Below are 12,285 nucleotides of genomic sequence, written 5' to 3'. Positions count from 1 at the left end.
GCCCCGGGCATGCCCACCGCCGCCGGCGTTGCGGGCCCCGGCGCCGAGCCCGGCTGGTCGCCCGATTCGGGCGTGCCGGTGGAGACCCACCTGCGCGTCATCGTCGGCGAGGCCATGGGCTACGACGTCGACGACCTGCCGCTGGAGCTGCCGCTCATCGACCTCGGCCTGGATTCGCTGATGGGCATGCGCATCAAGAACCGCGTGGAGCACGACTTCTCCATCCCGCCGCTGCAGGTCCAGGCGCTGCGCGACGCGTCCGTCGCGGACGTCATCACGCTGGTGGAGGACCTCGTCGCCGAGGCGCACTCCACCGACGTCGGCGCTTCCGACGCCAACTCCGACGCCGATTCCGCCCCTGCCGACGCGGCCACCGCCGAAACGGGCGCGGCGAATGACGGGGACGCGGACGTCGCAAAGCAAGGCATCAACGTGCCGCCGCGCGATGCGTCGGAACGCATGGCGTTCGGCACCTGGGCCACCGTCGTCGGATCGAGCGCCGGCGGCGTCACCGATGAACTGCCCCCGCTTGACGACGCCACCGTCGACGCCCTCGCCGCCCGCCTGTCGGAGCGCACCGGCGCCGGGATCACCGCGGACGACGTCCGCGCCGCCGGGACCATCGCGGACCTCGCCGAAACGCTGCGCCCCCACCTCGAAGTCGAGGTCGAGGGCAACATCCGCGTGCTGCGCGAGCGTCCCGAAGGCTCGACCACGCCCGCCGTGTTCCTGTTCCACCCGGCCGGCGGATCCTCCGCCGTGTACCAGCCGCTGGTCCGCCGCCTGCCCGCCGACGCCCCCGTCTACGGCGTCGAACGCCTCGAAGGCGACATCACCGACCGCGCCGCCGCCTACCTCGACGACATCCGGGACCGCGCCGCCGGCCGGCCCGTCGTCCTCGGCGGCTGGAGCTTCGGCGGGGCCCTGGCCTACGAGGTCGCCCACCAGCTCCGCGGCACCGGCGTCGAGGTCGCGCAGATCATGCTGCTCGACACCGTCCAGCCCTCCGAGAAGGTGCCCGACACCGCCGAGGAGATGCACGCACGCTGGGACCGCTACGCGGACTTCTCCAAGCGCACCTACGGCCTGGACATCCCCGTGCCCCACGACCTGCTCGACCAGCAGGGCGAGGAAGCGCTGCTGATGATGCTCGAACAGTTCCTGGCCACCGCCGACTCCTCCCAGCACGGGCTGTCCGGCGGCGTCCTCGAGCACCAGCGCGCGTCCTTCGTGGACAACCGCATCCTCGACCAGCTCGACATGGCCCGCTGGGCCGACGTCGACGCCCCCGTCGTGCTCTTCCGCGCCGAACGCATGCACGACGGCGCCATCGAACTGGAACCCCGCTACGCGACGATTGATGAGGACGGCGGCTGGTCCGCTATCGTCGACGATTTGGAGATCGTGCACCTGCGCGGCGACCATCTCGCCATCGTCGATGAACCGGAGATCTCCAAGGTCGGTGCCTGGCTGGGGGACCGGCTGCAGAATCTGGACGCCGAAACCCGGAATGGACAGTAACCGAATTGACTCTGAACACCACCGCCGAAAAGCTCGCCGACCTGAAGGAGCGCCTCAAGCAGGCGCAGGACCCGGGCAGCGAGCGGGCCAAGGCGCGCCGTGACGCGGCCGGGCTGACGACGCCCCGCCAGCGCATCGCGCGCCTGGTCGACGCGGGGTCCTTCGTGGAGACCGGCCAGCTCGGCCGGACCCCCGACGAGGCCGACGCGCCCTACGGCGACGGCGTGGTCACCGGCACCGCCCGCGTCGGCGGCCGTCCGGTGGCGGTGTACGCGCACGACAAGTCCGTGTACGGCGGCTCGGTGGGCGTCACCTTCGGCAAGAAGGTCTGCGACCTGATGGATCTGGCCACGAAGGTCGGCTGCCCCGTCATCGGCATCAACGACTCCGGCGGCGCCCGCATCCAGGACGCCGTGACGTCGCTGGCCATGTACTCCGAAATCTCGCGCCGCCAGCTGCCCCTGTCCGGGCAGTCGCCGCAGATCTCCATCCTCCTGGGCAGGTGCGCCGGCGGCGCCGTCTACGCCCCGGTGACCACGGACTTCCTGGTCGCGGTGAAGGACCGCACCGAGATGTTCATCACGGGCCCGGAGGTCATCCGCTCGGTCACCGGCGAGGACATCACCTCGGCGGAGCTCGGCGGCGCGGAGCAGCAGGCCCGCAACGGCAACGTCTCCTACGTCGCCGACGACGAGGAGGACGCGTTCAACTACGTCCACGACCTGCTCGACCGCCTGCCCAGCTCGGTCCACGAGCCGCTGCCGCCGTACTGGGCGCCGTCGGAGGAGACCACCGACCGTGACCGGTCGCTGGATTCGATCATCCCGGACGACCCGAACGCCGGCTACGACATGATGGAGATCCTGACCAGGATCTTCGACGACGAGGACTTCGTCGAGGTGCAGCCGGACTACGCGCCGAACCTGATCACGGGATTCGCGCGCGTCGATGGCCGGACGGTGGGCGTGCTGGCGAACCAGCCGATGCATCTGGCGGGCTGCCTCGACGCGGATTGCTCGGAGAAGGGGTCGCGGTTCTCCAACATCTGCGACGCCTACGACATCCCGATCGTCTACGTCGTGGATACCCCGGGCTACCTCCCGGGCGTGCAGCAGGAGAAGTCGGGCATCATCCATCGCGGCGCGAAGCTCGGTTTCGCGTTGGCGCAGGCGTCGGTGCCGAAGGTGACCATCATCGTGCGCAAGGCCTTCGGCGGCGCGTACGCGGTGATGGGCTCGAAGAATCTCGGCGGCGACCTGAATTTCGCGTGGCCGACGGCGCAGATCGCGGTGATGGGCGCCGAGGCCGCGGTGGTGATGATCCAGGGCCGCCAGCTCGCCGAGATGCCGGAGGAGCAGCAGCCGGCGATGAAGAAGATGTTCATGGACTTCTACAACGAGAACATGACCAGCCCGTACGTCGCCGCCGAGCGCGGGTACGTCGATGCGATGGTCATGCCGTCGGAGACGCGCGTGCAGCTGCGCCGCGCCCTCGAGCAGCTCCGCGACAAGGAGCTTCCGCAGGTGCGCAAGAAGCGCGAGATCGCCCCGATGTAGCGGGTGGCGGGTCCCGTTGCTTTGCGACGGCCCGCCTCCCCCTCCTTCGCCCGCCCCTTCGCGGCGCCCGACTCCGTTTTGCCGCCCGCCGCGCAGCTACCTACGTACCGGCCAGCTACCTACGTTTGAACATGCGTATCTGGCTGAAACGTGGGTATCTGCGGCTCTCCGTGAGCGAGCCGCCGCCTCGATTCGGCCAACCCGCCGCGGCCCACGCTGCGGTTGTCGCCCCGGCTCTCGACTTCGCCGACGGTCGCGTCGCCCTCCACATGGACGACACCGCCCGGCAATCCACGCATGGGTCAGCTGCCCCGACTTTCGGGGGCTCCCTGCCGCGCCATGGGCGAGGAATCCGAGGTCGCGCGTGGGGTGGGCAGGGGCGGGATGGCCTCGGCCGGACGTTCGGGGGCGGCATAGAACACCCGTCCGGCCCCCCGGAGGCGCGTCTTATCCATTGTCGGGGATAGTATCTGCGTGGCGAAAGAGAATCACAGGAGCTGATCGCGATGACCAACCCTTACGACAACCCCTTCGGCCCCCAGGGCGGCCAGGGCATGGACCCGTACGGCCAGGGCGTCCAGTCGGATCCGTACGCCCAGACCCAGGGTCACGGTCAGCAGGGCTACCAGCAGTCGGGCTACCAGCAGGGTTACCCGCAGCAGCAGGGTTACGGCCAGATGCAGCCCTACGGCCAGCAGCAGCCGATGCAGGCCTACGGCGCCAATGGTCTGCCGCGCGCGCCGAAGTCGAAGATCCTCGCCGCGGTGCTGGCGTTCTTTCTCGGCGGCTTCGGTGTTCACAATTTCTACCTGGGATACACCAGCCGCGGCATCACGCAGCTGGTGCTGTATTTGATCGGCCTGGCCACGTCGATCATCCTGGTCGGCTTCGTGTTCCTGGTGGCGGTGGGCCTGTGGGTGTTCATCGAGTTCATCATGATCCTCATCGGCGCGAACGGTTATGACCGCGACGCGGAGGGCTACCCGCTGCAGTAGCGCGGCGGCGCCCGCGGGTGGCGGGCGGACGGAAAGAGGGCCGGCTCGTCGTGAAGCATTGCTGCTTTGCGACGGGCCGGCCCTCCGTTCGTGCGGTGCGGGAGACTAGTGGACGCCCTCGAATCGGGCGACGATCCACTTCTTGCCCACGATCAGGGCGGCGCCGATGACGATCGACAGCACGCCCAGGACGATGAAGAAGTTCGACTCCGCCGAGGCGTCCTCCGGGTGGTAGTAGCCGGCCAGCACGCCCGCGAGGGAGGTGCCCATGGCGACGGCCATCATCCACACGGCGTACATGCGGGTCGGGTAGGACTCCGGCGCCAGCTTCGTGGCCAGGGAGTTGCCCACCGGCGACAGCATGAGCTCGCCCATGGTGAACAGGAACAGGATCCACACGATCACCAGGATCGGCGTGGAGTTCGCGCCGCCGCCGACGAACGGCAGGAAGAAGAACAGCGAGACGCCGATGATGATGTTGGCGACGCCGAACTTCACCGGGTACGTCCACTGGCGCTTGCCCAGCTTCGTCCACATCGCGGCGAAAATGCCGGAGAAGATGATGATGAAGATCGGGTTGATCGACTGGATCCACGCCGGGGAAATCTCGAAGCCGCCGATCATGCGGTCGAGGCGCTGGTCGGAGTAGATGGCGATGACCGTGAACTGCTGCTGGAAAATGCCGAAGAACAGCACGCCGGCGACGAACATCGGGATGAACGCGATCAGGCGATGCTTTTCGACGGCCGTGGTCCGGTCGGACATGAACATCTGCAGCCACAGGACGACCGCGGCGACGCCGGCGAGGACGGTGACGATCGTCGCCAGCGAGTCGACCGGGACGATGCCCGTGGCCACGAGGGCGACGGCGATGACGGTGACGGCGACCGCGCCGATCAGCGCCATGAGGTACTTCGTCTTCGGCAGCGGGTTCGGCACCTCATGGCCGGCGGCGCCGATGGTGGACTTGCGCATGAGCACGTACTGGACCAGGCCGATGGCCATGCCGACCGCGGCGAGGCCGAAGCCCCAGTGGAAGCCCTTCATGCCCCAGATCCAACCGGTGAGCAGCGGGCCGAACAGGGCGCCGATGTTGACGCCCATGTAGAAGATGGAGAAGCCCGCGTCGCGGCGGGTGTCCTCGCGGGAGTACAGCTGGCCGAGCACGACGGAGGCGGTGGTCTTCAGGCCGCCCGAGCCGAGGGCGACGCAGACGAGGCCGATGGCCAGGCCCGTGACGCCGGGGATGACGGCCAGCGAGATGTGGCCGAGCATGATGAGGATGGCGGAGTAGAACAGCGTCCGCTCCGAGCCGATGAGGCGGTCGGCGATCCACGCGCCGACCAGCGCCGCCATGTAGACGAGGCCGCCGTACGCGCCGACGATGGACGTGGCCACCGCCTGGTTCATGCCCAGTCCGCCCTCGGTGACGGAGTAGTACATGTAGTACAGCAGGATGCCCTGCATGCCGTAGAAGCTGAAGCGCTCCCACATCTCCACGCCGAACAGGTTGGCCAAGCCCCAGGGCTGGCCGAAGAACGTGCGTTCCTTCTCTCCCGTACCCGGGCCGGTGGTGGGCCCGCCGTCGACGGTGGTCGCTGGCGAGACGTGGTCGCCGGCGGTGTGCTCGCGCGCGGCGGACGGCTGGTCGGCCTCCGCGCGGTTGTCGTGGCCGGGGGAGTTGTGGTCCCCGGGCCGATCTGGTGAATGTGCCATGCGCCCGATTATTCGCGCTTGCAAGGCGAATGAAAAACCGGGGAAGTGATGTCGCGGCCCATGGGCCGTCATTGAGGTGAACGTCACTCCCCGGTGGGCGCTCGGTCCCCGGTCAGAGTCGGGCCCGTGCCCGGACAGTGCCGGATCAGCGGTCCGTGCGGGCCGCGCCGTAGGCGTCCTTGGCCACGAACTTGGCCAGCAACCGGACGCCGAGGAGCAGCAGGGCGCTCATGACCGTGGCGACGATGATGAAGGACCAGTGCGGCATCTCGCCGTTGCGCAGCGCCCAGATCGCCAGTCCGGTGATGGCGGTGGCCAGCCACACGATGACGCCGCCGGGCGCGATGGGCAGCGGGTGCTTCTTCGCCGCGGCGCAGATGGCGTGGCCGATGGCGCCGCCGATGAGGAAGGGCCACAGGGTGTTCAGCACGTTGGTCAGCGTGAACGGGTCGGACTCCGTGTCGTGCGCCAGTCGGGCGAGCACGGCGAAGGTGAAGATGGCGAAGAAGTCCATGACGATCGTGCGGGTGACGGACACTGATGCTCCTGAGTTTCGGTCTGCGGGTCTGCGAGTGGGCGGGTGGGCGTGGGGACGTTGTCGGGGACTATTCGCGGCCGTCGGTTCGGGCGTTCGTGCCGTCGACGTCAGCGCCTTCGGTGTTCGCGGGACGCTCGGCGCTCTCGGCGCTCTCGGCTCTCTCGGCGCCCGCGTCGGCCTCGACGTCCTTGCGCCGGTCGCCACCGTATCCCACCAGGTAGACGATCCATCCGACGACGGCGGGCAGGATGAAGGACACGAGGCGGTAGATGAGCACGGTGGCCACGGCGTCGGTGCCGACCATGCCGGATGCGATGAGCGTGCCGGTGAGCACGGCTTCGACGGGGCCGACGCCGCCGGGGGTCGCCTGGATGAATCCGGCGACCTTGCTGAACACGAACGCCATGAGCACGGTGTTGACCGTGACGTCCTCGGCGCCGACGGCGCGCATGGCGGCGTACAGGCAGATGACGTCGGTGACCCAGTTGATGAACGACCACGCGAACACGATGACCATGCGCAGCGGGCTGAGCCGCACGCTGGTCAGCTGCCGGATGGTGGCCTTCAGCTTCTCGGCGCCGTCGTCGGCGGGCTTGCGGCGGATCGCGTTGATGGCCTTCAGGACTTGCTTGGCGACGGTCTCGATCAGCGCGGTATTCCGGGAAAACCACCACAGCAGCACCGTGAGACCGAGGACGGCGACGCCCGCGGCGATGAGGCGGCCGGGTGCGGTGCCGCCGATGAAGAACAGGGCGCCGAGGGCGAGGGCGACGAGGCCGAGGAAGCTCAGCGCGCCGGAGAGCAGGATGAACCAGCTGATGACGACGGGCGACGCGCCCCACTTCAACTGCCTGCGCACCTGCAGGGCGGTGGAGAACGCGACGCCGCCGGGCACCGACACCGACCACGCGTTGGCGGCGAGCACCAGCGAGTTGGTGGCGCGTCTGGTCACGGGCACGTGGGCGGCGCGCAACAGCAGCCGCATGACCTCCGCCATGGCGTAGAGCGACAGCGCGACCATGGCGGCGGAAAACGCCACCCAGCCGAAGTCGGCGCGGAGGAAGGTCCGCCAACCGTCGATGACGCTGTCGCGGTTCTTCAGGGCGAACCACAGCGCGACGCCGAGGATCACGAGGGTCAGCGCCCATCGGATCCAGGAAGCCGAGGCGGCGGACGCCGCCGTGCGGGCGGCGTCGCGCATGCGGTTCATCGGTTATCGACCGTCCCGGGGCCGGCGTCGTCGGCGTCGTCGGCGCTGCGGCGGCCGGAGGCGCCGGGGCCGAGGGCCTCGCGCTTCTCCCACTCCAGGCGCAGCATGATGTCGCGTACCGTCAGGCGTCCCTCGGGAACCTGGATCGGCTCCTCGTCCGGGACACCGTCGTAGCCGGCGGTGAATTCGTCGTCGGGGTCGTGGCCGCCGAAATCGGCCGCCGGATCGTCGTCGACGATCTCGCCCTCGTAAATGAGCTCGCCCGTCTCCGTGCGATCGGGGACCGCGGGCACGGACGGCGAGGTTTCGGGCGCCTCGTCGCGGGCGCCGGTCGTCGCTGCAGCGGTCGCCGCAGCGGTCGTCGCGGCGGTGGCAGCGCCGGTGGCCGCATGGGAGGAACCCGGTTCCGCATCCGCGGAACGGCGGGGCTCCTCGGAGGTGCGGTGGGCGTCGTCAAGCGGGGCGCCGGCCATCGCGGGCACGCGGCCCACCGGCGACGGCGCCGCCGAACCGTGGCCCAGGCGCGCCGACAGGCGCTTGACCCAGCGCGGGGCCCACCAGCAATCGTCGCCGAGCAGCTTCATCACCGCGGGCACCAGCAGCATGCGGATGATCGTCGCGTCGAGGAAGAGGGCGGCGATCATGCCGAAGGCGATGTACTTCATCATCACGATGTCGGAGAACCCGAAGGCGCCGGCCACGACGATCATGATCAGCGCCGCGGCAGTGATGATGCCGCCCGTGTTCGCCGTGCCGAACTGGATCGCGTGCGGAGTGGAGGCGCCGTCGTCGCGATCCTCCACCATCCTGGACACCAGGAACACCTCGTAGTCCGTGGACAGGCCGTAGATGATCGCGATGATCAGCACCAGCACCGGGCTCATCAGCGGGCCCGGCGTGAAGCCGAACAGGCCCGCGCCGACGCCGTCGACGAACATCGCCGTGAGGATGCCCAGCGTCGCGCCCAGGCCCAGGGCGGTCATGATGATCGCCTTCGCCGGCAGGATCACCGAGCCGAACACCAGCGCCATGAGGATGAACGTGGCGACGACCATGTAGAGGATCATCCACGGCAGCTTGTCGAACAGCGCCTCGATGGACTCCACCTCCATCGTGGGCGTGCCGCCGATGTACACCGTCGCGCCATCGGGGACGTTGATCTCGCGCAGCTGCTCGACGACCCGCGTGTTGTCCTCGCGGTCGCCGACGCCCGCCGACAGGACCGTGACGCCGTCCTTGGTCGGCTGCGAGATCTTGAACCGGTCGGTCAGCCCGTCGACCCCGTTGGCCTGCTGGAACACCTCGCCGACCGCGCGCGGATTGCCGCCGTCCTGGATGACCAGCTTCACCGGGTCGGTGCGCATGGTGGGGAAGTTCTCGTCGAAGCGCTCCTGCGCCGTGCGGGTCTCGTTCGCCGGCGGCAGGTAGGTCTCGTTGATGCCGCCGAACTTGATGCCGACCAACGGCAGCGTCAGCGCCAGCAGGCCCAGGCACACCGTGACCGTGACCAGCTTCGAGTGCTTCATCGCCCACGCGGGGATGCGGCCCCACAGCGAATTCATCGACTGCTCGCGGGTGCGGCCCGCGCGGCGGACGCTCCACTTGTCGATGTTCGTGCCCAGCAGGCCGAACAGCGCCGGCAGCACCGTCAGCGACAGCAGCGCGGCCAAACCGACCGCCGATATCGCGCCGTATGCCACCGATTTCAGGAAGGCCTGCGGGAACAGCAGCAGCCCGGACAGGGCGACGGCGACCATGGCGGCGGAGAACACCACCGTCTTGCCGGCCGTCGCCGTCGTGTTGGCCACCGCCTGCGGGACGGGCACGCCCTCGGCCATCTCCTCGCGGAAGCGCGACACCATGAACAGGCCGTAGTCGATGGCCAGGCCCAGGCCCAGCAGCGTCACCACCGACTGGGCGAAGGCGTTGACCTGCGTGACCGACGCGAGCATCGACAGGATGCCCAGCGAACCGGCGATGGACAGGATGCCCACGATCAGCGGCATCGACGCCGAGACCACGCCGCCGAAGACGATGAGCAGCAGCAGCGCGACGATCGGCAGGCCGATCAGCTCCGCGCGGCCGATGTCGTCGGCCATGCCCGAATCCAGGGCGCCCGCCACCGGCGTCGCGCCGGCGACCTCCATGTCCACGCCCTCGATGGGGATCTGGTCCTCGATGGCCCGGTAGTTCTTCAGCACTTCGTTGCCGGTGCCGGACAGCCCGACGGCGACGAACGCCGTCTGCTTGTCCTCCGTCGCCATCACCGCCTGGTTGTTGGCGAAGTAGCTGGTCACGTGGTCGACGTGCTCCGGGTTGTCCGCCTTCAGCCGGTTGAAGTGGTCGTTGACCCGCTGCGTCAGCGCCGGGTCGTCGACGGTCGCGCCGTCCGGGGCGTCGATGAGGACGATGACGTCGCCGGAGTTGTCGCGGCCGAAGGTCTCTTCCTCCAGCACCGCGGCGGCCGTCGAATCCGAGCCCGGGTCATCCCAGCCCTCCTGGTCGAGCCGGTCGCCCAGCTTCGTCCCGGAGAAGATGAACAGCGCCAGCAGCGCGGCGACGAGCACCAGCGGCGTGAGCACGCGATGCCGGTACGCGAAGGATCCCCATCGGTAGAACATGTGCGGGTCAGCGCTCCTTGAGCAGGGACAAGAGCGAACGGAACGGCTGCAGCCAGGCGCCCTCGTCCGGCAGGGTCTCCAGGTCGACGCGCGGCAGCGGCTCGCGGAACACGCCGGGGATGTCCTCGAGGTCGACGAACTCGATGATCTCCGAGTTCACCGCCCACGCGGCGTGCTCGCGGAATCCGATCACGGTGGTCGGGATCTGCGCGCGCTCGAGCTCCTCCAGGGTGTCCTGGAAGTTCTGGCCGTCTGCGGACGCGACGACGACGCCCTCGAGGATGCCCTCGTCGCGGCGGCGGCGGATGTGCGCGAGCATGTCCGGGTCGACGTCCGAATCGTCGCCGATCTTCGGCTTTGCGAACACGGCGAAACCGACGTTGCGCAGCGCCTCCACCCACGGACGCACGATCTCGGCGCTGCCCGGGGCGATGTTGGTGAACACGGTGGCCTCGGGTTCGATGTGGGTGCCCACGTCGTCGGCGAGGTCCATCGTGCGCTCGACCAGCCAGCGGCCGATGGCGTCGAAACGCGGGCGGTGCGCGGCGGTGGGGCGGGACCCGAGGATCGCCCCCAGGCCCATGTCGATGTTCGGCGCGTCCCACACCAGCAGCAGGGTGGGCGTGGTCTCGGGTGCTTCGGCGTAGTGGTGGGTGCCGCTCATCGGGCGTCCTCTCGGGGTGCTTCCGCGGTCGTGCCGGCGGCCTCGCCGGGTCCGCGCTTGCGCCACACGTATTCGTGGATGTCGTGGTCGAGGTTCAGGCCGCGGTTCTCGAATTTGGTGGTCGGGCGGTCGAGCAGCATCGGCGAGTCCGGCCACGGCCACGGCATGGGCTCCAGGGACGGCTCGGCGTCGCGGAGCTCGTCGATCCACTCGGCGTAGCCGGCGTGGTCGGTGGCGGCGTGGAAGATGCCGCCCGGCTTAAGTCGCGAGGCGATCAGCCGCAGGGTGCCCGTCTGCAGGATGCGGCGCTTGTGGTGGCGGGCCTTGGGCCACGGGTCCGGGAAGAACAGGCGCACGCCGTCGAGCGACTCCGGCGCGATCATGCGCTGCAGCACCTCGACTCCGTCGCCGCGGACCATGCGGATGTTGTCGACGCCCTCGCGGGTCATCGCCGACAGCAGCTTCGCCAGGCCGGGCTTGTACAGCTCGACGGCGATGATGTTGCGGTCGGCCTCCTCCGGCGCCATGGCGACGGTCGACGTGCCGGTGCCGCAGCCGATTTCCACGATGGTCGGGCCGGTCCGGCCGAACCACTCGTCGACGTCGATCATGTCGTCGGAAAGCACCGTGCCCACGCGGTCCCAGTGCTCGTCCCAAATGGCGGACTGGCCGGGGGTCAGGGTGCCGCGGCGGAAGCTGACGCCGCCGATGCGCGGGTACTCCAGGCCGTCGTCGAACTCGGTCTGCATGGGGCGGCCGTAGGGCAGCGCGCCCTTGCCGAAGTCGGGCACGCGGCCGGAGTCGGCGTCGGCCCGGGGAGCGGCCGCGCTCGTGTCGTCGCTGGTCGGGGCCGTCTCGGGGGTCGCGGAATCCGCGCCTCCCCCGGCGGCGATGTTCGTATCAGGGGTATCAGAATTAGTCATCGCCCCCATTGTTCACGACGGGACGGCGGGGTCAATAATCCCGCGCGCGTGATTCCGCCCCGATCCGGCCCCGTTCCCCGCCCAAACTTCGCCCCAACTCCGCCCCAACTCCGCCCGCTCCGGCCCGGATCTGTTGCCCGCCCCCGGTGCCCGTGGTCTACTGGGCGCGTTCGTTTCGGGGGGAATCGGATCGGGTTCGGATCGGGGGATCGGATGGGCGCAGCGGGGGGACGCGGGCGGTTGTGGGCGGCCGTCGTCGATTGGCTCGCGGATGCGGGGGTCGGCGAACCGGCGGCGGTGGACGTCGCGGAGCTGTTGGACGCCGCGTCGGGACCGCCCGTCATCGCGGTCCGCGGTCCGGCGGGCATCGGGGCGGATGCGGTGGCCGCGGCCCTGCGCCTCCACCCCTCGGCCCGCGGGACGTGGCGCATCCTCGCCGACGAGGGCCCCGCGTCGCGGGTCGACGCCGATGCGGTGGTCACCCTCTCCCACGATCCGGGGGCGGGCGCTCGGCTGGGCGAGGTGGTCGTCCATCCCCGGG

9 protein-coding genes and 1 pseudogene are annotated in these 12,285 nt (G+C 69.6%); 4 read left to right on the top strand and 6 right to left on the bottom strand.

Features of this window, described 5'->3' with window-relative positions; genetic code table 11:
* The 3 genes from GX015_RS07280 to GX015_RS07270 all read left to right on the top strand — a co-directional run.
* Positions 1-1,521, top strand: a 1,521-nt coding sequence (locus GX015_RS07280) for a non-ribosomal peptide synthetase (protein ID WP_291343969.1), incomplete at its 5' end; no start/stop codon positions are given.
* Between the two features lie 5 nt (positions 1,522-1,526).
* Positions 1,527-3,077 carry an acyl-CoA carboxylase subunit beta gene (locus GX015_RS07275; RefSeq protein ID WP_291343968.1) on the top strand — a complete coding sequence of 517 codons (1,551 nt, stop codon included), beginning with the start codon at positions 1,527-1,529 and terminating at the stop codon, positions 3,075-3,077.
* Positions 3,078-3,583: 506 nt separating this feature from the next.
* Positions 3,584-4,072, top strand: coding sequence for a TM2 domain-containing protein (locus GX015_RS07270; RefSeq protein WP_291343966.1), 489 nt, complete (start codon positions 3,584-3,586; stop codon positions 4,070-4,072).
* 105 nt (positions 4,073-4,177) lie between these two features.
* Here the strand turns inward: GX015_RS07270 and GX015_RS07265 are convergent, their stop codons facing one another.
* From GX015_RS07265 to trmB, 6 genes are all read right to left on the bottom strand, one after another.
* Positions 4,178-5,788, bottom strand: a complete 1,611-nt coding sequence (locus tag GX015_RS07265) for a peptide MFS transporter (RefSeq protein WP_291343964.1) — start codon at positions 5,786-5,788, stop codon at positions 4,178-4,180.
* A 145-nt stretch (positions 5,789-5,933) separates the two neighbouring features.
* A complete protein-coding gene (locus GX015_RS07260; protein WP_366926253.1) occupies positions 5,934-6,326 on the bottom strand; it encodes a DUF3054 domain-containing protein in 393 nt (130 codons plus the stop codon).
* 67 nt (positions 6,327-6,393) lie between these two features.
* The gene (locus GX015_RS07255; protein WP_291343962.1) at positions 6,394-7,536 is read right to left on the bottom strand and encodes a YbhN family protein; all 1,143 of its coding nucleotides are present in this window, start codon (positions 7,534-7,536) and stop codon (positions 6,394-6,396) included.
* On the bottom strand, positions 7,533-10,157 hold the full coding sequence (locus tag GX015_RS07250; RefSeq protein ID WP_291343960.1) for an MMPL family transporter: 2,625 nt from the start codon (positions 10,155-10,157) through the stop codon (positions 7,533-7,535). Before GX015_RS07250 ends, GX015_RS07255 begins: the two co-directional genes overlap by 4 nt.
* Positions 10,158-10,164: 7 nt before the next feature.
* The gene (locus GX015_RS07245; RefSeq protein WP_291343958.1) at positions 10,165-10,821 is read right to left on the bottom strand and encodes an NYN domain-containing protein; all 657 of its coding nucleotides are present in this window, start codon (positions 10,819-10,821) and stop codon (positions 10,165-10,167) included.
* Positions 10,818-11,570, bottom strand: a complete 753-nt coding sequence (trmB, locus tag GX015_RS07240) for a tRNA (guanosine(46)-N7)-methyltransferase TrmB (RefSeq protein WP_291343971.1) — start codon at positions 11,568-11,570, stop codon at positions 10,818-10,820. Before trmB ends, GX015_RS07245 begins: the two co-directional genes overlap by 4 nt.
* A gap of 387 nt (positions 11,571-11,957) precedes the next feature.
* Between trmB and GX015_RS07235 the strand changes: the two are divergent.
* Positions 11,958-12,285: pseudogene (locus tag GX015_RS07235) on the top strand (hypothetical protein); the annotation flags it as partial.

The organism is Corynebacterium sp., from assembly GCF_012837295.1.
Taxonomy (GTDB): domain Bacteria; phylum Actinomycetota; class Actinomycetes; order Mycobacteriales; family Mycobacteriaceae; genus Corynebacterium.
Note: the sequence above shows the minus strand (reverse complement) of the source record. Positions and strands in the feature narration are given on the sequence as shown.